This is a genomic window from Sulfitobacter sp. CB2047 (assembly GCF_000735125.2).
Classification (GTDB): domain Bacteria; phylum Pseudomonadota; class Alphaproteobacteria; order Rhodobacterales; family Rhodobacteraceae; genus Sulfitobacter; species Sulfitobacter pontiacus.
Genome location: NZ_CP072613.1, coordinates 2,419,176 through 2,439,167 on the forward strand (window position 1 = coordinate 2,419,176; position 19,992 = coordinate 2,439,167).

General features: G+C 61.4%; 23 protein-coding genes and 1 other RNA gene. 11 read left to right on the forward strand and 13 right to left on the reverse strand.

What is annotated here, in order from left to right; genetic code table 11:
- Positions 1-28: 28 nt before the first annotated feature.
- From IV89_RS12020 to IV89_RS12030, 3 genes are all read right to left on the reverse strand, one after another.
- Positions 29-1,369, reverse strand: a complete 1,341-nt coding sequence (locus tag IV89_RS12020; RefSeq protein WP_037943755.1) for an 8-oxoguanine deaminase — start codon at positions 1,367-1,369, stop codon at positions 29-31.
- Positions 1,366-2,160 (reverse strand): histidinol-phosphatase, encoded by a 795-nt coding sequence (hisN, locus tag IV89_RS12025; RefSeq protein ID WP_037944969.1) that lies wholly within the window; start codon positions 2,158-2,160, stop codon positions 1,366-1,368. The genes IV89_RS12020 and hisN overlap by 4 nt, the downstream gene beginning before the upstream one ends.
- Positions 2,161-2,229: 69 nt before the next feature.
- Complete coding sequence (locus tag IV89_RS12030) at positions 2,230-2,604, reverse strand: helix-turn-helix transcriptional regulator (RefSeq protein ID WP_005852284.1); 375 nt, start codon at positions 2,602-2,604, stop codon at positions 2,230-2,232.
- Between the two features lie 859 nt (positions 2,605-3,463).
- On the opposite strand from IV89_RS12030, the gene IV89_RS12035 reads away from it, so the two are divergent.
- Positions 3,464-4,240 (forward strand): Bax inhibitor-1/YccA family protein, encoded by a 777-nt coding sequence (locus IV89_RS12035; RefSeq protein ID WP_005852283.1) that lies wholly within the window; start codon positions 3,464-3,466, stop codon positions 4,238-4,240.
- A gap of 332 nt (positions 4,241-4,572) precedes the next feature.
- Here IV89_RS12035 and IV89_RS12040 read toward each other — a convergent pair whose 3' ends face one another.
- From IV89_RS12040 to gatC, 7 genes are all read right to left on the reverse strand, one after another.
- The gene (locus IV89_RS12040) at positions 4,573-5,262 is read right to left on the reverse strand and encodes a VIT1/CCC1 transporter family protein (RefSeq protein WP_009826483.1); all 690 of its coding nucleotides are present in this window, start codon (positions 5,260-5,262) and stop codon (positions 4,573-4,575) included.
- Positions 5,263-5,389: 127 nt separating this feature from the next.
- A complete protein-coding gene (gene rpmG, locus IV89_RS12045; RefSeq protein WP_005852281.1) occupies positions 5,390-5,557 on the reverse strand; it encodes a 50S ribosomal protein L33 in 168 nt (55 codons plus the stop codon).
- A 181-nt stretch (positions 5,558-5,738) separates the two neighbouring features.
- Positions 5,739-6,150: RNase P RNA component class A (gene rnpB / locus IV89_RS12050), an RNA gene on the reverse strand.
- A gap of 101 nt (positions 6,151-6,251) precedes the next feature.
- Positions 6,252-6,920 carry an N-acetylmuramoyl-L-alanine amidase gene (locus IV89_RS12055; protein WP_037943754.1) on the reverse strand — a complete coding sequence of 223 codons (669 nt, stop codon included), beginning with the start codon at positions 6,918-6,920 and terminating at the stop codon, positions 6,252-6,254.
- A gap of 5 nt (positions 6,921-6,925) precedes the next feature.
- Positions 6,926-7,672, reverse strand: coding sequence for a hypothetical protein (locus tag IV89_RS12060; RefSeq protein WP_037943753.1), 747 nt, complete (start codon positions 7,670-7,672; stop codon positions 6,926-6,928).
- Positions 7,673-7,710: 38 nt separating this feature from the next.
- Entirely contained in the window at positions 7,711-9,198 is a 1,488-nt protein-coding gene (gene gatA / locus IV89_RS12065; protein WP_037943752.1) for an Asp-tRNA(Asn)/Glu-tRNA(Gln) amidotransferase subunit GatA, read from the reverse strand.
- On the reverse strand, positions 9,198-9,485 hold the full coding sequence (gene gatC / locus IV89_RS12070; RefSeq protein WP_005852277.1) for an Asp-tRNA(Asn)/Glu-tRNA(Gln) amidotransferase subunit GatC: 288 nt from the start codon (positions 9,483-9,485) through the stop codon (positions 9,198-9,200). The genes gatA and gatC overlap by 1 nt, the downstream gene beginning before the upstream one ends.
- Before the next feature lie 188 nt (positions 9,486-9,673).
- Here gatC and IV89_RS12075 point away from each other — a divergent pair, with 188 nt between their 5' ends.
- A complete protein-coding gene (locus tag IV89_RS12075) occupies positions 9,674-10,366 on the forward strand; it encodes a metal-dependent hydrolase (protein ID WP_037943751.1) in 693 nt (230 codons plus the stop codon).
- Between the two features lie 6 nt (positions 10,367-10,372).
- On the opposite strand, the gene IV89_RS12080 is transcribed toward IV89_RS12075, so the two are convergent.
- Genes IV89_RS12080 through IV89_RS12090 form a run of 3 tightly spaced genes read right to left on the reverse strand, consistent with a single transcriptional unit; the run spans position 10,373 to position 11,886 of the window.
- Entirely contained in the window at positions 10,373-10,807 is a 435-nt protein-coding gene (locus tag IV89_RS12080; protein ID WP_037943750.1) for a hypothetical protein, read from the reverse strand.
- Complete coding sequence (locus IV89_RS12085) at positions 10,804-11,424, reverse strand: DUF5671 domain-containing protein (protein WP_037943749.1); 621 nt, start codon at positions 11,422-11,424, stop codon at positions 10,804-10,806. Before IV89_RS12085 ends, IV89_RS12080 begins: the two co-directional genes overlap by 4 nt.
- A 6-nt stretch (positions 11,425-11,430) precedes the next feature.
- Positions 11,431-11,886, reverse strand: a complete 456-nt coding sequence (locus IV89_RS12090; protein ID WP_037943748.1) for a nucleoside deaminase — start codon at positions 11,884-11,886, stop codon at positions 11,431-11,433.
- Positions 11,887-11,950: 64 nt separating this feature from the next.
- On the opposite strand from IV89_RS12090, the gene IV89_RS12095 reads away from it, so the two are divergent.
- From IV89_RS12095 to IV89_RS12135, 9 genes are all read left to right on the forward strand, one after another.
- Positions 11,951-12,958 carry a pseudouridine synthase gene (locus IV89_RS12095; RefSeq protein WP_005852272.1) on the forward strand — a complete coding sequence of 336 codons (1,008 nt, stop codon included), beginning with the start codon at positions 11,951-11,953 and terminating at the stop codon, positions 12,956-12,958.
- A gap of 97 nt (positions 12,959-13,055) precedes the next feature.
- Positions 13,056-13,286 (forward strand): hypothetical protein, encoded by a 231-nt coding sequence (locus IV89_RS12100; RefSeq protein ID WP_005852271.1) that lies wholly within the window; start codon positions 13,056-13,058, stop codon positions 13,284-13,286.
- A gap of 3 nt (positions 13,287-13,289) precedes the next feature.
- Positions 13,290-14,177, forward strand: coding sequence for a 5-bromo-4-chloroindolyl phosphate hydrolysis family protein (locus tag IV89_RS12105; protein WP_037943747.1), 888 nt, complete (start codon positions 13,290-13,292; stop codon positions 14,175-14,177).
- Between the two features lie 36 nt (positions 14,178-14,213).
- The gene (locus IV89_RS12110; RefSeq protein ID WP_037943746.1) at positions 14,214-15,389 is read left to right on the forward strand and encodes a toxic anion resistance protein; all 1,176 of its coding nucleotides are present in this window, start codon (positions 14,214-14,216) and stop codon (positions 15,387-15,389) included.
- A gap of 26 nt (positions 15,390-15,415) precedes the next feature.
- Positions 15,416-16,375 carry a DUF2927 domain-containing protein gene (locus tag IV89_RS12115; RefSeq protein WP_051843937.1) on the forward strand — a complete coding sequence of 320 codons (960 nt, stop codon included), beginning with the start codon at positions 15,416-15,418 and terminating at the stop codon, positions 16,373-16,375.
- Positions 16,376-16,408: 33 nt separating this feature from the next.
- Positions 16,409-17,527 (forward strand): SPFH domain-containing protein, encoded by a 1,119-nt coding sequence (locus IV89_RS12120; protein WP_005852267.1) that lies wholly within the window; start codon positions 16,409-16,411, stop codon positions 17,525-17,527.
- A gap of 42 nt (positions 17,528-17,569) precedes the next feature.
- On the forward strand, positions 17,570-18,124 hold the full coding sequence (locus tag IV89_RS12125) for a cytochrome b/b6 domain-containing protein (RefSeq protein ID WP_037943745.1): 555 nt from the start codon (positions 17,570-17,572) through the stop codon (positions 18,122-18,124).
- A 66-nt stretch (positions 18,125-18,190) separates the two neighbouring features.
- Positions 18,191-19,321: a TFIIB-type zinc finger domain-containing protein gene (locus IV89_RS12130; protein WP_005852265.1), complete on the forward strand. Its 1,131-nt coding sequence runs from the start codon at positions 18,191-18,193 to the stop codon at positions 19,319-19,321.
- Positions 19,318-19,992 carry a nitroreductase family protein gene (locus tag IV89_RS12135; RefSeq protein ID WP_037943744.1) on the forward strand — a complete coding sequence of 225 codons (675 nt, stop codon included), beginning with the start codon at positions 19,318-19,320 and terminating at the stop codon, positions 19,990-19,992. Before IV89_RS12130 ends, IV89_RS12135 begins: the two co-directional genes overlap by 4 nt.

The window sequence follows — 19,992 nt, forward strand, 5'->3', positions numbered from 1 at the left end:
CCTCCTCCCGAGATAGAGCTATGCGTGTTTATATCGCGTCCCGCAGCGCCCGCGCGAGCTTGTTTTGTTGCGCGATCTGCGCGGGCAAATCTATGGTCACGACCTGCCCATCCCGCACGACGCCGCGCCCTTCAACAAGCAAATCGCGGACCGTTGTCGGCCCCGCAAGCAACAGTGCCGCAGGATCCCAGCTCCCGGCGCTTTCAATCCCGCTCACGTCCCAGATGGCGATGTCTGCCCGCGCCCCCACCTCGATCCGCCCGCATTCGGGCCGGCCCAGGATGTCTGCACCGCCGCGCGTGGCAATCTCGAGCGCTTCGCGTGCGCTCATCGCATCCGCCCCGCCGGCAACGCGCTGCAAAAGCATCGCCTGCCGTGCCTCTGCGACAAGATTACCGGCGTCATTGCTTGCGGATCCATCGACCCCGAGCCCTACGGGAACTCCGGCATCTCGCATCGCACGAAGGGGCGCGATCCCCGAGCCCAAGCGGCAATTCGAACAGGGGCAATGTGCAACGCCAGTCTTGGTCTGTGCGAATAACGCGATCTCGCTCGGGTCGAGCTTCACGCAATGGGCATGCCAGACATCGGGCCCGACCCAGCCCAGATCTTGTGCATATTGACCCGGACGACAGCCGAATTGCGCTAATGAATAGGCGATATCCTCCTCGTTCTCGGCAAGATGCGTATGCAGCATCACGCCTTTGTCCCGCGCCAACAGCGCTGCGTCCCGCATCAGGTCCCGACTTACCGAGAAGGGCGAACAGGGCGCGATGCCAACCCGACACATGGAAGAGGCCGATGGGTCGTGAAAACCGTCGATCACACGAATGCAATCCTCCAGTATCGCAGCCTCGCGTTCCACCAAAGCGTCAGGTGGCAACCCACCGTCGCTTTCCCCGATGCTCATCGCGCCGCGCGTGGGCTGAAACCGCACCCCGATCTCTGCAGCGGCGTGTATTGTATCCTCCAACCGGCTGCCGTTCGGATACATATACAGGTGGTCCGAGCTTAAGGTGCAGCCGGACAAGGCAAGCTCTGCCAACCCCACCTGAGCCGAGACATACATGTGATCCGGCGTAAACCGCGCCCAGATCGGATAAAGCGTTTTAAGCCAGCCAAACAGCAGCGCGTCCTGCCCCCCCGGCACCGCCCGCGTCAGACTCTGATAAAGGTGGTGATGGGTGTTCACCAACCCTGGCGTCACAACGCACCCTGATGCTTCTATCACCTCCCCTTCAGTTGTCAGGTTTTGTCCCACCGCCACGACAACCCCATCGCGCAGCAAAACATCAGCCGATACCAATTCGCGCCGCGTCTCATCCATCGTCAAAAGACAATCAGCGTTGCGTATCAGCAGTTCGGTCATATCGGACAATTCCTAACAAACTCTAAAGCTTCGGCGTGAATATCGGCATTGGCCGCCGCGATAGCGCGTCCCCCATGATGGGCGGGGCCGCCATCCCAGTCGGTAACGATGCCACCGGCGGCATGGACAAGGGCGATTGGTGCTTGAATATCATAGGGTTGCAGGCCCGCTTCGATGACCAGATCGACCTGCCCCGAGGCCACCAAAGCATAAGCATAGCAATCCATCCCAAAGCGCGCCAAACGCGCGTGTCGCGCCACCTCGGCAAAGGCGGCCCCTTCGGATGTCGTCCCGACTTCTGGAAAAGTAGTGAAAACGGTCGCCTGTGAAAGTGCACGCGCCCCACGCGTCCGCAGCGGATGAACGCCAGACGGGCCCGACACCTCTGCTTGGCCGCTGTGCCCAACAAAACGCTCGCGAATATAGGGCTGGTCGATGATCCCGAAAAACGGCCCATCCGCATTGCTGACCGCGATCAACACGCCCCAGGTCGGCGTGCCGGAGACAAAACCCCGCGTGCCGTCAATGGGGTCCAAAACCCAGGTGAGCCCGGACGTCCCTTCCGCGATACCATATTCTTCGCCCAGGATGGCGTCGTTGGGGCGTTCGCGCGCCAAGATATCGCGCATGGCCCGTTCGGCCGCACGATCGGCTTCTGTGACGGGATCATAGCCCGACTGGAATTTGTTGTCCGCAATCAGATCTGCTTGACGAAAATGGGGAAGTATCGCGGCACGGGCGGCGTCCGCCAGCAAATGGCCCACACGCAATATATCGGGATCGGAGTGCATATTTGGTATCATAGCTACCGATCTGACACTTTCGCCAGATCCTTGCAAGATAACACTTCCCGCTAAAGGTTAAGCCACATCACTGAGGACACGCGCCAGTTCGAACAGGCGGCGACGCTGGTTTTCGGGGATCGCATAGTAAGAGCGGATCAAATCCATCGCCTCTTTATCGCCGCTCAGATCCGCGGGGATATTGTCCAAGGCCTTTTCGGGCTGCGGTTTTTCGGCTTCCAGACCTTCAAAGAAATGCGAAACGTCCACGTTCAGGGCAAAGGCGATGTCCCAAAGTCTGGACGCGCTGACACGGTTTGCACCGGTTTCATACTTTTGGATTTGCTGGAATTTTATGCCAACAAGTTCTGCTAAGCGCTGCTGTGTCATGCCTGTCAGCCAACGGCGCTGCCGTATTCGCTGACCAACATGAACATCTACTTTATGAGGCATCACGATCTTCTTTCTAACTCAGCGCCCATAATTTCGACGCTTGTATTTGTGGAGAGGAAGTGACCAATTCACGTGGTCATTTCCGACAAAACGTGCTACTTGCAAATATACTCACTATGCGCAAATAAAATGAAAATGGACATACGTTCAGTTATCATTCCAATCAGCGCCAGCACTTAATCAAGCGTTGTTTCTGCGAGAAAAATACCCCTTATACGCGAACTGAACGTAGCAAGCGTTCGGGAACTCGCAAAACTTTTTACCTGAGCCGAGCACCATAAATTCGCCGCAATGCTGTGTGTCAGCATTTCCAACACATTGAGACCCGCTCCTCTCACGCTCAAGAATACCATATTTGTCAGTAAGATAGCCCCGCCCGTCAGCTTCGCCACTACATTCTGCGCGGGTGCGCGATGTTTTGCTCACGGCACCCGAATACCGCCTGATTAGCGCTAATAACGAAAACGTTACGGCACAATTGCGCCCGTCGCGGGGAAGAATCATCTTTTTCATGGGCAAAAGGCTTGCAGTCTAAACCTTAAAATACCGTTCAGAGCCGCGAGAACGACGCAGCAAAGCGCCGCGACGCAAAATTCGCAAACGCGTTAGGCAAATCTTCATATCCCTTCTTTAGCTCATTCATCACGGACACGCAGATGTGCAACCGAAAGGCTGCGTGTTTCGACGGTAGAAATGCCTATGTTGCGCCACATTTGGCAAAGCAAAACGCCAATAGTGCCCGCTGCGCTAGAATTGGATGCGAAAGCTCTTGAAAACAAAGACGTGTGTGCCGATATTTGACCCAATACCGAGGTCGGAGAACCGACTTTGCAACACGTCTATTATTTGGAGGATATTCATGGCCGACGTGAACACAATCCGGTCTGCGGCCGGATCCCGCGCCGCCGCTATCGATGAAGGGCTGCGCACCCATATGAATAAGGTGTATGGCACCATGTCGATTGGCATGTTGATCACCTTTGCAGCGGCTTGGGCCATTTCCGGCTTGGCCGTGACGACCGATCCTTCCGGCGCGGTTGCGCAGATTGGCACGGACAAGTACCTGACTTCCTTCGGCTCTGCGCTGTATATGTCGCCGCTGAAATGGGTTGTGATGTTTGCACCTTTGGCGTTTGTCTTCGGCTTGGGTGCCGCGATGAATAAAATCTCGGCCGCGACTGCGCAGACATTGTTCTATGTTTTCGCTGCCGTCATGGGCGTTTCGATCAGCTCGATCTTTCTGGTCTTTACGGGTTATTCCATCATCCAGATTTTCTTGATCACCTCGATCGCTTTCGCGGGGCTGTCGCTTTGGGGCTACACCACGAAAAAGGATATCTCCGGCTGGGGTAGCTTCCTGATCATGGGCGTCATCGGCCTGGTTGTTGCGTCGATCGTGAATATCTTCCTCGCCTCCCCTGCCCTTGTGTTCGCGATCTCGGCTATCGGCGTTCTGATTTTCGCTGGCCTCACCGCCTATGACACGCAGAACATCAAGAACACTTACTTGGCGCACGCACATCACGGTGACCAAGAATGGCTGCAGAAGTCCGGTATCATGGGCGCATTGAGCCTGTACCTGAACTTCATCAACATGTTCATGATGTTGCTGCAATTGTTCGGCAACCGCGAATAACAGACTGCCCCACGACGCGGGGAAATACCTAAGAACGAGCGCCCATCGACATCCGTTCGGTGGGCGCTTTCTTTTGCCCTAGGCGCTATCACAACCGTCGGCCCGACTACCTAATCTGCCCGCGACGCTTCCGCTTAACTGCGATCCATCTAAGCAGTCTGTTCAGTGACATTCGGCTCTACAAGCGTGCCGACACGACCTTGCGACTGTACGTCTTCCAGCCGGGCGCACAGAAAGGCACATCCGCAGAGGAGCGAACCTCCTCTCGAAATATTCACTGAAGTGGTGATTTCAAAGGTCTCAGCTTAGGTGCCAGCTCACCCCCGACCAAGCTAAACCGCAACGTGGAAGGCTTGCCCCAACGCAGCGGTCACGGCCATCGCAAGCGCGCCCCAGACCACCGCACGAATAATCGCCGAGCGCATGGGCGCACCGCCAAGCCGCGCACCGCCACCGCCAAGCAGTGCCAGAGCGAGCACAGCGGTCACGGCAATCGCGATCAAAGCGTACCCGGCAGGGGCGACAAGTGCTGCGATCAACGGAAAGGCCCCACCCAGAGCGAAGGCGAGCGCGGAGGCCCCGGCGGCCTGCAGCGGATTCGCTTGCCCTGCCAGGCCAAACATACCGAGCTCCTCGCGCGCATGCGCACCAAGAGCGTCGTGGTCGGTCATCTGCGTGGCAACCTTGACGGCGAGCGCGGCATCGACGCCGCGGTTCTCCAACCCTTCGGCAAGCTCTTCCAGCTCGTAGTCCGGGTCTTCCTCCAGCGCGATACGCTCACGCTCCAGATCGGCGGCTTCCACATCGGCCTGCGCCGAGACAGAGACATACTCCCCCGCGGCCATGGACAGTGCGCCCGCGGTCAATCCGGCGAAACCGGTCAGGGCGACATTTCCGGTCGCCATCCCCGCCGAGGTAACGCCGACCAGAAGGCTAGAGATGGAAACAATCCCGTCATTCGCCCCCAGTACAGCGGCGCGCAACCAGTTGCTCCGGTTGATGTAATGGCCTTCTTTGGGCATTGCCCGTCTCCTTGCGATCACATCCGGTACTCAGCCGCGACAGCAGGGCTGTTCCCATGTCCGAGGTAGAAAAACGCAAAAGGCCGCGCACGAGGCGCGGCCTTCATATCGCGTCGACGGTAAGATCTTACTTGATCTTGCCTTCTTTGTATTCAACGTGCTTACGAATAACGGGGTCGTACTTTTTGATGACCATTTTCTCGGTCATGGTACGTGCGTTTTTCTTGGTTACGTAGAAATGGCCTGTGCCCGCGGACGAGTTCAGACGGATCTTGATCGTGGTTGGCTTCGCCATAGTCGTTCTCCTGCAACGACGAGCAGGCCGCTGATCGACCGCTCGTGAAATCCTGAGTTTTGGGTTCTAGTCACGCCTGCGCCTGAGTCAACCGCTATTTCCTGCCCATGGCCCAAACGAACCGGAAAAATTGAAGTTTTCCGGACCAAGCCCCCGAAGAACAGGGATAAAGACCATGATTATGCGCGGAAGGCCTATAAGCCGGATTTTGTCCCCGCTTTGCGACAGGGGATGACCATTCCTCTGACCATGCAGTTGCCTGCACAGCTACAGCTGCCAACCCGGACCTGCTGGGGCAGAAGTGGCCCCGCCTTGCCTGTTGCCAGACGCGGCGCGCGGTCCCTATTTGGCATTGCTCCCGGTGGGGCTTGCCTTGCCAGAGATGTTACCACCTCCGCGGTGCGCTCTTACCGCACCGTTTCACCCTTACCTCCCCGGTGGTATCGGTTGCCCGACCCGTCGAAGCGGCGGTCTGTTTTCTGTGGCGCTTTCCGTCGGGTTACCCCGCCCGGGCGTTACCCGGCACCGTTTCTTCTAGGAGTCCGGACTTTCCTCGACCTTGTTGCCAAGACCGCGGCCATCCAGCCTTCCGCGCGCTGCACGCCTAGCGCCTAACTTCAGGTGGGGTCAATCAGTTTCACCCGCCGCGATGCCTTCGGCGAGGATTTTTAACCATTTGGAAACGGGTGTGGTGCTAGAGATCATGCCCGAGGGTCATATCCGCGGCGCAGAGCGGCCCCTTGCGCCAGGGGGCATACCGCAGACGCGTGCTGTGCAGCAGAAGGTCAATATCATCGGTGGCGGTGTAGCCTGCCGCATGTGCCGCCGCGATAAAGGCCGCCGGTGTGGGGTCGGATCCGCGGTCGTTTTCCGCGTACCGACTGCCTTTGCCGGCAAGGTTCTGACGCGCCAGACGTGGCCAGTCGAATCGCGGTCCGGGGTCGATCTTGCGTCCGGGGGCCATATCCGAATGGCCGATGACCCCTTCGGGCAGGATCGACCACCGCTCCATAATCCCCCGCAGCAGGGTTTCGAGCGTGACCATCTGCGGTTCGGAGAAGGGGTGATTGCCGCGGTTATCCAGCTCTATCCCGATAGAGCGTGAATTGATGTCATCGCGACCCTGCCATTCCCCTGCACCGGCATGCCAGGCACGCTGGTCTTCCGGGACAAGTGGTACAGTCTCGCCCTTGCCCGTGATCAGATAGTGGGCCGAGACTTCGGCCGCAGGGTCGCAAAGACGCGCGCAAGCCGCTTCTGCACTGTCCATCGCGGTATAGTGGAGCACGATCAAAGAGGGCCGCAGCCCGTTGCGGCGCGGCCCATGGTTCGGGGAAAGGTAGCGGTCAGGCGCGTCTGCCATAGGGCCTAGCCCTGCACCCCTTTGCGATAGGGGCTCGGGTCCCAGTTGCAGGCGTATCCGTCGCCGTCAGGGTCCATGCCGGAGCGGTCCTTTTCAGGGCCGCCCGCACTGAGGAAGGCGATCTGCGCCTGATCCGGGTGCGAATACTGGGCGCAGGCCCGTGCGAATTTGCGCTGCTTGTTGAACCCCCGACGGGTGTAGATCGGGGTGCCGACGGCGTGATTGTTCTGCAAAGCATAGGCCACGATATTGGGCCCGGCATCGGCGCGGTCCGGCAGGGCTTCGGGTTGCACCACACGGTATTGCGCGCGGTTGGCCGCGATGCGGGCCGCGTCGCCTTCGATGCTGCGCTCATCGGCCACGGCGTCAAAGTTGTTCTCTTGCGATATTCCCCCTGCTCCCAGCACCGGTGGCGCAGGGTTGGACGGGCTGGCGTTCACAGGGGCCACGCCCGAATTGGTCGCGGCATCATTGCCAAGCCCACCGGGGCGCGTGGCATCCAGGATACGTGCCGTTTCAGCAGCCGTCGCCGCGGCGGAACCATCATCGACAGCGTCCAGCGGCGTGGCGTCCACCGAGGCGGGTGCCGGCATCGTTGCCACCGCCCCGCCTGCCAAAGCTGTATCCCGCTGGGATTGCGCGGCGTCGAACGACCCGTCAAAACCGACACCCCGTCCACTGTCGGGGATTGCGGGCTGGCAGGCCGCCAGGGCGAGCCCCAAGGCTGCAACAATTGAACAACGTATCATCATCGGACCTGCTTTATCTGCTCTGGTTTATCGGCGGGGGTTTACCACCATTTCTGCGGCTTGGCTACAAAGCCCGCCGCCTGCTCCAGCGCATAGGCGGTAGACAGCAGATCGGCCTCTTCCCACGGGCGTCCGATCAGCTGCAAGCCAAGCGGCAGGCCGGTCTCGCTGGTGCCGGTGGGCAATGCGATACCGGGCAGCCCCGCGAGGTTCACGGTGACCGTGAAGACGTCGTTCAGATACATCGCCACAGGATCCGTATCCGTCATCTCGCCCAGACCGAAAGCCGCCGAGGGCGTGGTCGGGGTCAGGATGCTGTCGATACCGGCCGCAAAGGCGTCTTCGAAGTCTTTCTTGATCAACGTGCGGACCTTGCGCGCACGGTTGTAGTAGGCGTCGTAGAAGCCCGCACTGAGCACATAGGTACCGACCATGACACGGCGCTGCACCTCGGCCCCGAAGCCTTCGGCGCGGGTCTTTTCGTACATCTCGGTGATGCCGTCGCCGTGGTCCAGCTTGGCGCGGTGACCATAGCGCACCCCGTCATAGCGCGCGAGGTTCGACGAGGCTTCCGCCGGTGCGATCACGTAATAGGCAGGCAAGGCGTATTTCGTATGCGGAAGAGAGATATCAACGATCTCGGCCCCTGCGTCGCGCAGCATGGCGATACCGTCCTGCCACAGCTTGTCGATCTCGGCAGGGATACCGTCGATGCGGTACTCCCGCGGGATGCCGATCTTCTTGCCACGGATGTCGCCGGTCAAGGCGGCTTCGAAATCAGGGACCGCCAGCTCGGCAGAGGTGCTGTCCTTGGGGTCATACCCCGCCATGGCTCCCAGCATGATCGCCGCATCGCGCACGGTCTTGGTCATCGGGCCCGCCTGATCCAGCGACGAGGCAAAGGCCACGACGCCCCAGCGGGAGCAGCGGCCGTAGGTCGGCTTGATCCCCACGGTGCCGGTAAAGGCCGCGGGCTGGCGGATCGAGCCGCCGGTATCGGTGCCGGTGGCCGCAAGACAAAGATCCGCCGCCACAGCTGCCGCCGACCCGCCCGAAGATCCGCCGGGTGTCAGCGCTGTCTCATCGCCCGAACGCCGCCACGGGTTGACGGCATTGCCATACACGGAGGTTTCATTGGACGATCCCATCGCGAATTCATCCATGTTGAGCTTGCCCAACATGACGGCCCCGCTGTCCAGCAGGTTCTGCGATACGGTGCTTTCATACTCGGGCAAGAAGCCTTCAAGGATGCGCGACGCCGCTTGCGACGGCACCCCTTTGGTGCAGAACAGATCCTTGATACCGATGGGCAGACCACACATGGCAGGGGCATCGCCGGATTTGATCCGCGCATCGGCTGCCTTGGCCTGATCCATCGCCAGATCACCGGTGTGGTGGACAAAAGCGTTCAGCGCGCCCGCGCCTTCGATCGCGCTCAGACATGCCGCCGTCAGCTCGGCCGAGCTCACATCCCCCTTGCGCAGCGCGTCACGTGCATCGGCAAGGCCCAGTTTATTCAGATCAGCCATTATTCAACCACCTTCGGAACCGCAAAAAATCCTTCGCGCGCGTCGGGCGCATTGGCCAGCACCTTGGCCTGCTGGTCGCCATCGCGCACCACGTCCTCGCGCTTTTTCAACACCTGTGGCGTGACTGATGTCATCGGCTCTACCCCGTCGACATCGACTTCGTTCAACTGCTCGATAAATCCGAGGATATTGTTGAACTCTTGCGCCAGCGCGGGCAAGGCGTCGGGTTCGACCTTGATGCGGGCCAGTTTCGCCACCCGTGCGGCTGTGGACTCGTCAATGGACATGGGCGCTCCTTCATCTGATTGGGTGCCGTTTATCGCCCCCTGACCGCCCCCGCAAGTCTGGGGGCTGCCTCTGACCCGCAATCGCGCCGGTTGATCCTTCATTTTGCCAAATAAACTCCCGCCGGAGGCTCCCCAAAGCGGCATCACGCGCTACAGTCCGCTAAAGACACGGAATAAGGGAGACCCAAATGGATATCATCTGGCTAGGCCACGGCAGCTTTCGCATCGAGATCGAGGATCAGATTCTGCTGATCGACCCCTGGCTCACCGGCAATCCGATGCTGGACGACGCGCAGCACGAGGCCGCACTGGCAGGCGTGACGCAAATCCTGGTGACCCACGGGCATTTCGACCACACCCAGGACCTCAAGATGGTGGCCGAGAAAACCGGAGCGCCGGTTGCAGGCATGGTCGAACTGATGGGCTATTTCAGCGCGCAGGGCGTGGAGAACACCATCGGATTCAACAAAGGCGGCACCATCCGCTGCGGCAAGGTCGATGTGACCATGGTCCCCGCGTCACATTCCTCTTCCGTCGATGGGGACGCGGGGCCTGTCTATATGGGGGCCGAGATCGGCTTTATGATCAAGGGCGAAGGCCGCACGATCTATGTCACGGGCGATACGGATATTATGGCGGATATGGATTGGATGGGCGACTACCACAAACCCGACATCGGCATTCTCAGCGCGGGCGGCCATTTCACCATGGATATGGCCGGTGCGGTCTATGCGGCGAAACGGTATTTTGACTTCAAGACCGTCATCCCCTGCCACTACCGTACCTTCGACGCGCTTGAACAATCGGCGCAGGTGTTGATCGACGGCTTGCCCGGCGTGGATGTGATCGAGCCCGAGGTGCTTAAACCGATCAGCCTGTAAAACGGCCTAATTAACAGAACCGGCGCGATCCCCGATGAAACAAAGGGTGTCGTTGGCGCGCAGGGCGATGGTGTCTTGATCAAACGCAGCTTTGCGCGCCTCTGCTGGATCAAGCGCCAGCGTGGCGCAGACCTCGAACGCGGTATCGCTGAGGCGGTGGTAGGCGTAGGGCGCGCCCGTTGCAGGGTCGCCTTGGGTCAGCACATCGCGCAATCCGGGCCGCATGCCGGGACAATAGCTGTCATCCGCAAGCGCTTGCGGCAATGGTTTGCCCAAGTGACCAAGGCACATCAGATGCGTGTGCAAGGTCCGCAGATCGCTGAGGCGCTGACTGTCCTGCTGGGCGAGCCTTGCGTGCTGCGGGCCACCCACCACGACCAGGCCGCCGATGATGGCACCGCCGACCAGCACAGACATGCACATCAGCAGCACCTTGTTCACGCCGGGGCCTCTTCGCGCAGATCGCGCAGATAATAGGCAAAGATGCCCCCGGCGACGACCAGCACCACCAGCGCCTTGAGCACGAATTGCGCCGTCAGGTCACCGGTCAGCAGCGCATAGATGGTGGCAATCGAATCCCCTAACATCGTCAGCGCGGCCAAAAGCAGGCCGATATATATCATCCATTTGCGGATCGCAGAGCGGTACAGCGCAGGGTCGCGCGCCAGTTTCCGCCGCTCGCGCAAGGTCAGCCACAGATACATCGGTCCGGTCACGATCAACACCGCAACCCCCCAGCGGATCGACCGGTCGCTGCCGCCGTCGCCCGTGGCAAAGACCACATCGACCAGCGCCTGTAATACGACAACCAGATTGAACGCGCCAAGGATCAAGACGCAGAACGTCAGCGCATAGGTAAAGAAGTCCCGCGCAGACACCGTCGCCACAGGCCGCGGAATGGGCGGAGAGAACGGCATCTCGTCCCAGCCGTTCAGGGCATCCTGCACCTCGGCGCTGCACCAACCGGCATGGGTCAGCGCGGATGTGATCTCGGCCCGTGACTTGCCCGCGGCCAAGGCGTCGCGCACGAAAATGCTCAGCTCGTCCCGTTGGGCCATATGGGTCTATCCTTTTCGTTTCTCTGCAAAAAACGCCTTTAGCAGATGTTCGCTTTCAGGCGCTGCAATGGCGTCATAGACGTCGGGGGCGTGGTGACATTGCGCGTGGGAAAACACCCGCGCACCCTGCGCCACACCGCCAGACTTGGGGTCTGACGCGCCGTAGTACAAGCGTGCCACCCGCGCGGCAGAGATCGCGGCGGCACACATGGCGCAGGGTTCCAGCGTCACATAAAGCGCATGCCCGCCCAGCCTTTCGGACCCCGCCGCCGCACAGGCAGCACGGATCGCCAGCACCTCGGCATGGGCGGTGGGATCGTTCAGCTCGCGCGTCCGGTTGCCCGCCTGCGCGACGACCTGTCCGTCGGGGGCCACGATGACCGCGCCCACGGGCACTTCACCGCGGGCAGCGGCGGCGCGGGCCTCTTCCAGCGCTTGGGACATATAGGACGTAAAGCTCATACACCTCTCTTGCCCGCAAACGCCGCCCTTTCGCAAGCGCGGGAAACAGGGTAAGCGCTGAAGTATGAGCGCAGATACACCCTCCCAGCCCCCGAAATCCGGCACCCCTCCCGGTGACCGCATTGCCAAAGTCCTGTCCCGTGCCGGCATCGCCAGCCGCCGCGAGGCCGAACGCATGATCGAGGCCGGTCGCGTGCGCGTCAACGGTGCGCAGATCGATTCGCCTGCGTTGAACGTGACGCCCTCGGACGCGATCACCGTCGACGGCAAACCGGTGGGCGAGCCCGAACCACCCCGCGTCTGGCTGTTCCACAAGCCCACGGGGCTGGTCACCACCAACCGCGACGAAAAGGGCCGCGGCACGATCTTTGACGATCTGCCCGAGGACATGCCCCGCGTTATGAGCATCGGTCGGCTTGACCTCAACTCCGAAGGGTTGCTGCTGCTGACCAATGATGGCGAGGTCAAGCGCCGCCTCGAACTGCCCTCGAACGGCTGGCTGCGCCGCTACCGCGTGCGCGTCAATGGCCGCCCCACCGACGATATGCTTGAACCGCTGCGCAAGGGCATCACCGTCGATGGCGAGGATTTTCAGCCGATGACGGTCACGCTGGACCGGCAACAAGGGGCGAACGCCTGGCTCACTGTCGGGCTGCGCGAAGGCAAGAACCGCGAGATCCGCCGCGCGATGGAGGCGGTGAACCTGTCGGTGAACCGGCTGATCCGCACCAGCTATGGCCCGTTCCAGCTTGGCGAGCTGAAAACCGGCGAGGTCGAGGAACTCAAGCGCAAGGTGGTCCGTGACCAGTTGGGCCTCGAGATTGCCGATACCACCGGCACCGCGATCAAGAAAAAGCCCGCGCGCATCATCAAGCGCAAGGCCCGCAAACCCGGAGAGCCGGGCCCCGGTCGCCCCGGCCTGCCCAAGGAACCGGGTGACAAGACCGCGACGGGCAAGACCATCCCCGGCAAGCCCAAGCCCGGCTATGGCAAGTCCAAGCCCGCACGCCCCGCGTCCGACCCCGCGCCGCGCAAGTTCGGCACCCGCGTAAAATCCACCCGTAAACCCTGATTTCTGTGGGTTTACGGCCCTTTGGCCGCTACTTTTGCGTGCGTGACCCTAGCGGGTGGCGGGCACTGCGACTATATGTCGTGCAAAGGAAGGTCCGATGGGTCGATTGCTTGTCTTTGTCGCCACGCTGGCGCTGATTGTTGCGTTTGTCGCCGTTTTGGTGACAATCATCGCGAGGATTCTGGACGCGGGCCGTCGTGCATCGACACCAGCGCATGGACAGGAGGTTTATCGCCCCATGGCACCGACACCGTTTCAGAAAATCACCTATGCCGCGCTTGTCGTCTTGCTGTTCGGTGTCTCTACCGGCTGGCTCGGGGGGCTTTGATCCATGGCGCAGCGCTTTGGCGGTAAATACAGCAATCATGATGCTGGCGACGGCACGCCGCCTCCGCAGGGCACCCGTGCCAAACGTATAGAGGTCGACCCCGCAAGCGGGCGGGCCAAAATCTTGTTCATCCCCGCCATTCCGCTTGTGTTCATGTCGTTGAACGACGGGGCGCAGGGGCTTGCATTGGGGCTGCTGGCGGCGGCGACGCTGACCGGTGCCGCGTGGATGCTGCGCGAGGGGCTGAAAGCCGAAGCCGCTTATACCGCGCGCAAGGTTGCCGAACGCCCCGCCCTGCCGCGCAAGATCATCGCCAGCCTGCTGACCGGTGCCGGCGTGGCGCTTGCCGCCTATAAGAATGACCCCGGACTGGCGGCCCCTGTGCTTTATGCGCTGGCCGCGATGGGGCTGCATGTGTCGGCCTTTGGCATCGATCCGCTGACATCCAAGGGGATGGAGGGCGTGGACAGCTTCCAGAAAGACCGCGTCGCCCGTGTCGTGGACGAGGCGGAAAAGCACCTTGCCGCGATGAACACCGCCATTGCACGCGCGGGCGATCGCAAGGCGCGCGACCGGCTGGCGCAGTTTCAGGACACCGCGCGCACCCTGATCCGCACCGTGCAGGATGATCCGCGTGATCTGACCGGTGCGCGTAAATATCTGTCGGTCTATCTGCTGGGCGCGCGTGACGCGACAATCAAGTTTGCGGATATCTACGCCAGCACCGGCGATGCGCAGGCACGCGCCGATTATCTGGCTTTGCTCGATGATCTGGACAAAAACTTTGCCGCGCGCACCCAAAAATCGCTATTGGAAGACAAGACCGATCTGAACATCGAAATCGACGTGCTGCGTGAGCGGCTTTCCCGAGAAGGCGTGCGTCTCGACTGACGCGCCCCGCCCCAAGAGCATAGGAATACTTGAAACATGTCTGATACCGTTCGTGACAAAGCGACCCAATCCGTAGCACTGGTGGAAGAGGTCAACGCGCAGATCCTGCCCGACCCCGCCCCTGCGGATGCCGTCGTCTCGCTTGAGAAAGCCGATGCGCCACAATCGGCAGAGATCAAAAGCCGCATGGCAGAGATCGACATGGGCGACACGCAGTCGATCATCGGTTTCGGGTCCGGCGCACAGGCCGAGTTGCAGGAGATCAGTCAGGCGATGTTGCAGGACGTGCGCAACAAGGATGTGGGCCCCGCCGGTGACAGCCTGCGCACGATCGTGACAACCATCCGCGGCTTTTCCGTATCCGAGCTGGACGTGCGCCGTGAACGCAGCTGGTGGGAACGTCTTTTGGGCCGCGCGGCCCCCTTTGCCAAATTCACCGCCAAGTTCGAAAAGGTACAGGGTCAGATCGACCGCGTCACGGACGAGCTGCTGACCCATGAACATACCCTGCTCAAGGATATCAAATCGCTTGATATGCTGTACCAAAAGACGCTGCAGTTCTATGATGAGCTCGCGCTTTATATCGCCGCGGGCGAGGCCAAGCTGGCAGAGTTGGACGCGACCACCATCCCCGCCAAAACGGCAGAGGTCGACGCCGCACCAGAGGCGGATCAGGTCATGGTCGCACAGGAACTGCGCGATATCCGCGCCGCGCGGGACGATCTGGAACGTCGTGTGCATGACCTGAAACTGACCCGTCAGGTGACGATGCAATCGCTGCCCTCGATCCGCTTGGTGCAGGAGAACGACAAGTCGCTGGTGACCAAGATCAACTCGACCCTCGTGAACACCGTGCCGCTGTGGGAAACCCAGCTGGCGCAGGCGGTCACCATCCAGCGCAGCGTCGAAGCCGCCGCCGCCGTGCGTGACGCCAATGACCTGACGAACGAGCTGCTGACCTCTAACGCGCAGAACCTGCGCGAAAGCAACAAGGTCATCCGGACCGAGATGGAACGCGGTGTGTTCGACATCGAAGCCGTCAAACAGGCCAATGCCGACCTGATCGGGACCATTCAGGAATCGCTGCAGATCGCCGACGAAGGCAAGGCGCGCCGTGCCTCTGCCGAGAAAGACCTGCAAGAGATGGAGGCCAATCTGCGCGACACGCTGGCCTCTGCCAAAGCGGCCAAGCCCGCAGCCCCTGCGGCATAACCCCGTCACAACCTGGAGCGCGCGATATGGTATGGCAACGGTTGGGGCGAACAGGATGGATCGGCACGGCGGCTGTGGTCGCCGCGCTGGCCGCCTGCACCCCGCAGCCCCCTGTTGAACCGACGCTGAAACCCATCGCGCGCCCCGACACGCCGCCGGCCCCGCCCCCCGTGGTGGCCAAGCCCACGTCGCAAAAAAGCGCCAAGCTGCGCAGCTATTTCAACCAGGTGCAGCAGGCCCAATTGAGCCAGGGATTGCTGCGCCGGGATGGTGGGGGGCAGGACACGCCCTTCACCGCCGACATGCTGGTGCGCAACTTTGAACAGATCGCTTTTTACAACGAATATAACGCCACCCTGACCGGACGGGGCGATAAGACCCCCATGCGCCGCTGGGAACGCCCCGTCCGGATGGAGGTCGTCTTTGGCGACAGCGTTCCCCCGTCCGAACGTGACCGCGATGCGGCCTCGATCCGCGACTATGCCACCCGCCTCGCCGCCACGACGCAGCATTCCATCACCGTGGGCGGCAAGCCGAACTTTATGGTGATTATCGCGGGCGAGGATGACCGCCCCGCCGCCCTTGCCCAAGCCGCCGAACGCATCCCCGGTGTGACCGCCGAAAGCCTTGCCGCGCTCAGCGATCTGCGCCGTGATACCTATTGCATCGTCGCCGCCTATGCCGGTGGCGCGGACCCCAGCACCTATACCGCTGCCGTCGCCGTCATCCGTGCCGAGAACCCCTCGCTTATGCGGCTGTCGTGTATCCATGAAGAACTTGCGCAGGGCCTTGGCCTTGCCAACGACAGCCCCACCGCACGCCCGTCGATCTTTAATGATGACGATGAATTCGCGCTGCTCACCCGTCACGACGAGCTGCTGCTGAAAATGCTCTATGACCCGCGCTTGCACGCCGGCATGACCGCCGAAGAGGCGGCCCCCGTGGCCCGCAAGATCGCGCTCGAACTGATCGGCGGGCCCGTTTAACCCGCCACCGACCTCCCCCGAAAGGACCAAGACATGGGTATTCTCGATTTTCTCTCTGGCCAATTCATCGACGTTATCCATTGGACGGACGACACCCGCGACACGATGGTGTCCCGGTTCGAGCGCGAAGGCCACGAGATCAAATACGGGGCCAAGCTGACGGTGCGCGAAGGGCAAGCCGCTGTCTTTGTCCACGAAGGTCAGCTGGCTGATGTGTTCACGCCCGGGCTTTATATGCTTGAAACCAATAACATGCCGATCATGACATCGCTGCAGCATTGGGATCACGGCTTCAAAAGCCCCTTCAAATCCGAGATCTATTTCGTCAACACCACCCGTTTCAACGATCTGAAATGGGGCACCAAAAACCCGATCATCGTGCGCGACCCCGAGTTCGGCCCCGTGCGCCTGCGTTCATATGGCACCTACTCTGTCAAAGTGTCGGACCCCGCGCGGTTCCTGACCGAAATCGTGGGCACCGATGGTGAATTCACCATGGACGAGATCAGCTATCAGATCCGCAATATCATCGTGCAGGAATTCTCGCGCAGCATCGCGCTGTCCAATATTCCGGTCATGGATATGGCCGCCAATACCCGTGAGCTGGGCAAACTGGTGAGCACCGAAATCTCGGCCACCATTGCAGAATACGGGCTGACCATCCCCGAACTTTATATCGAAAACATCTCGCTCCCCCCCGCCGTGGAGGAGGTGATGGACAAACGGTCGTCGATGGGGGTGATCGGGGATTTGAACAAGTTCACGCAGTTCCAGGCGGCAGAGGCATTGGGCCGCGAGGGCGCCGCGGGCGCAGCAATGCAGACCGGCCTGGGTGCCGGATTGGGCATGCAGATGGGGCAGGCCGCCGCCGCGCAGGCAGGCCCATGGGGCCCGCGCCCCGCAGCTGCGGCCCCCGCTGCACAGACGCCTCCGCCCCCGCCGCAACCTGAAAAGGTCTGGCATCTGGCAGAGAACGGCCAGACCAAGGGCCCGTTTTCAAAGGCCGCATTGGGCCGCATGGCCACGGATGGCGGGTTGACCCGCGAGACCTATGTCTGGACCCCCGGTCAGGATGGCTGGCTTAAAGCAGACGATGTGGCCGAGCTGGCGCAGCTCTTTACCGTGCTGCCGCCCCCGCCGCCGCCTGCGTAAGGCTCTGTGAAACTTGGAACGGGCAACGCGCGTGTCTAGGCTATGACCTCACGCCGTCGCCCCTTGCTGCCCCACCGTCGGACCCTGATGAAGCTTTTGCATTGGGGCATGGTGCCGCTGTTTGTCTGGTTCCTGCTGGTGCAGCCGGCGGATGTGGCGCGGATCGGGCCTGCGGCGGTGCGGTTCCATTCGGTCATGGGCTTGGTCTTTGTCAGCGCGGCCCTGCTGTGGTGGGTGTCCTACATGCGACGCGGCCTGCTGGGGCGCCCCGGCCCCAAGCTTGCGGGCTGGGCCCGTTGGCTGCATCCGGTGCTGCATAAGACCCTGATCTGGGGTATCTTTGGCGTCGCCCTGACAGGGCTGCTGATCGGGGTGACCTCGACCGTTCAGCTTTGGGCCGGTGGGATTGTCCCGATTGCCGTGCCCCTTGATATGCCGCGCGCCAACGACCTCGTCGGGCTGATCCACAGCATCGAATTCTACGCTCTTGCAGGCATCGCACTGGCCCATGCCGCATTTCACATCTGGCGTCACCTTCGCCTGCGCGACAACGCCCTGCGCATCATGGCTCCGAAAGTGCTGCACCGTTTTTTGTGACCCTGCTCTGGCGGCAGGGGGCGCACTGCCCTATGTCTGGGGCAGGCCTGACCAAAGGACAGCTCTATGCCCGCCAGCACCGGCTTTGACGACCCCGACCTGCCCCCCACACCGACCGAGGAACACCGGTTCCCCTGTGACACCTGCGGGTCCGATCTGCGGTTTGATCCTGAAAGATATCTGCTGGTCTGCGACCACTGCGGCAATACCGAAGAGATTTCAGGCACGCGCGGCCTGCATAACCCGATCGCCGAGTTGGATTTCCAGGCCGCACTGGCCAGCGCTCTCCCCCAATCGCAGATGGAGGATACACGGGTCACAACCTGCCCCAACTGCGCCGCACAGGTAGAGTTCGACCCCGGCAAACACGCCACCGAATGTCCGTTCTGCGCGACCCCTGTGGTGATCGATACAGGGGTGAACCGCCATATCAAACCCCGCGCCGTGCTGCCCTTTGGCCTGACCGAGGATACAGCACGCGATGCTATGACCGACTGGCTGGGCAGCCTGTGGTTTGCCCCCAATGGCCTGCAGGAATACGCGCGCAAGGGCCGCAAGATGCAAGGGATCTATGTGCCCTACTGGACCTATGACGCCGACACGCGCTCCAGCTATTCGGGCGAAAGGGGCACGGTCTATTACGTCACCCAGACCGTCATGCGCGACGGCAAACGCGTGCAGCAGCAGGTGCCGAAAATCCGCTGGCGGGCGACTTCAGGTCGGGTGGCGCGGTTCTTTGATGATGTGCTGGTGCTGGCGTCGAAATCGCTTCCCAAAAGGTTCACCGATGCGTTGGCCCCGTGGGATCTGGCGGCCCTTGAACCCTATGCCCCGGAATACCTCGCCGGCTTTCGCGCCGAAGCCTATGCGGTGACGCTTGATGAAGGCTATGCACAGGCACGCGAGGTGATGGACGCGATGATCCAGCGCGATGTGCGTTTTGATATCGGCGGCGACCGTCAGCGCATCCACAATATCCAGACGCAGGTCAGCGATGTGACGTTCAAACATATCCTGCTGCCGGTCTGGCTGGCAGCTTACAAGTACCGCGGCAAGACCTATCGTTTTGTGGTCAACGGCCGCACAGGCAGCGTACAGGGCGAACGCCCCTATTCCGCTGTGAAAATCACCTTTGCCGTGATCCTTGGCCTGATTGTCGCCGGGGTCGTTGGCTATTTTATGGCGCTCCAAAAATGACCCAGATCGATACATTCACCGATATCCTGCGCGCGCGTTCTTCGTGCCGCGCCTTTCGCCCCGATCCGGTCGACGACGCGATCATCACCCATATCGTCGACGCAGCGCGCCACGTGCCGTCGTGGTGCAATGCGCAGCCTTGGCAGCTGACCGTCACCAAAGGGGCCGCGACCGACCGCTTCCGCGACGCTTTGGCGCTAGAGATTGCGAAGGGCACACCCCCCGCCCCCGATCTGGACTGGCCGGCCTCTTACAGCGGCGTCTACGGCGACCGGCGGCGGACCTGCGGGTTCCAGCTTTATGACGCCGTCGGGATCGAGAAATCGGACCATGCGGGCCGCATGGCGCAGATGATGCGAAACTATGCGTTGTTTGACGCGCCCCATGTGGCGATCGTGACCTCCCCTGCTGAGCTTGGGGCTTACGGGGCAATGGACAGCGGCGGCTTTGTCACGGCCTTTACGCTGGCGGCAACGGCGCTTGGGGTGGCCACCATCGCCCAGGCCGCTATCGCTGCCTATGCGCCCACCGTGCGACAGCATTTCGACCTGCCGCAAGACCGCCTGATCCTTTGCGCGATTTCCTTTGGCTATGCGGACGACGCGGCACCGATCAACCGGTTCCGCACGCAGCGGGCCACCCCTGAAGACATCATCGATTGGAAATCCTGA

Coding starts and splice junctions, on each gene's coding strand:
- IV89_RS12020 (WP_037943755.1), bottom strand. CDS start 1,369: ATGACCGAACTGCTGATACGCAACGCTGATTGTCTTTTGACGATGGAT.
- hisN (WP_037944969.1), bottom strand. CDS start 2,160: ATGCACTCCGATCCCGATATATTGCGTGTGGGCCATTTGCTGGCGGAC.
- IV89_RS12030 (WP_005852284.1), bottom strand. CDS start 2,604: ATGCCTCATAAAGTAGATGTTCATGTTGGTCAGCGAATACGGCAGCGC.
- IV89_RS12035 (WP_005852283.1), top strand. CDS start 3,464: ATGGCCGACGTGAACACAATCCGGTCTGCGGCCGGATCCCGCGCCGCC.
- IV89_RS12040 (WP_009826483.1), bottom strand. CDS start 5,262: ATGCCCAAAGAAGGCCATTACATCAACCGGAGCAACTGGTTGCGCGCC.
- rpmG (WP_005852281.1), bottom strand. CDS start 5,557: ATGGCGAAGCCAACCACGATCAAGATCCGTCTGAACTCGTCCGCGGGC.
- IV89_RS12055 (WP_037943754.1), bottom strand. CDS start 6,920: ATGGCAGACGCGCCTGACCGCTACCTTTCCCCGAACCATGGGCCGCGC.
- IV89_RS12060 (WP_037943753.1), bottom strand. CDS start 7,672: ATGATGATACGTTGTTCAATTGTTGCAGCCTTGGGGCTCGCCCTGGCG.
- gatA (WP_037943752.1), bottom strand. CDS start 9,198: ATGGCTGATCTGAATAAACTGGGCCTTGCCGATGCACGTGACGCGCTG.
- gatC (WP_005852277.1), bottom strand. CDS start 9,485: ATGTCCATTGACGAGTCCACAGCCGCACGGGTGGCGAAACTGGCCCGC.
- IV89_RS12075 (WP_037943751.1), top strand. CDS start 9,674: ATGGATATCATCTGGCTAGGCCACGGCAGCTTTCGCATCGAGATCGAG.
- IV89_RS12085 (WP_037943749.1), bottom strand. CDS start 11,424: ATGGCCCAACGGGACGAGCTGAGCATTTTCGTGCGCGACGCCTTGGCC.
- IV89_RS12090 (WP_037943748.1), bottom strand. CDS start 11,886: ATGAGCTTTACGTCCTATATGTCCCAAGCGCTGGAAGAGGCCCGCGCC.
- IV89_RS12095 (WP_005852272.1), top strand. CDS start 11,951: ATGAGCGCAGATACACCCTCCCAGCCCCCGAAATCCGGCACCCCTCCC.
- IV89_RS12100 (WP_005852271.1), top strand. CDS start 13,056: ATGGGTCGATTGCTTGTCTTTGTCGCCACGCTGGCGCTGATTGTTGCG.
- IV89_RS12105 (WP_037943747.1), top strand. CDS start 13,290: ATGGCGCAGCGCTTTGGCGGTAAATACAGCAATCATGATGCTGGCGAC.
- IV89_RS12110 (WP_037943746.1), top strand. CDS start 14,214: ATGTCTGATACCGTTCGTGACAAAGCGACCCAATCCGTAGCACTGGTG.
- IV89_RS12115 (WP_051843937.1), top strand. CDS start 15,416: ATGGTATGGCAACGGTTGGGGCGAACAGGATGGATCGGCACGGCGGCT.
- IV89_RS12120 (WP_005852267.1), top strand. CDS start 16,409: ATGGGTATTCTCGATTTTCTCTCTGGCCAATTCATCGACGTTATCCAT.
- IV89_RS12125 (WP_037943745.1), top strand. CDS start 17,570: ATGACCTCACGCCGTCGCCCCTTGCTGCCCCACCGTCGGACCCTGATG.
- IV89_RS12130 (WP_005852265.1), top strand. CDS start 18,191: ATGCCCGCCAGCACCGGCTTTGACGACCCCGACCTGCCCCCCACACCG.
- IV89_RS12135 (WP_037943744.1), top strand. CDS start 19,318: ATGACCCAGATCGATACATTCACCGATATCCTGCGCGCGCGTTCTTCG.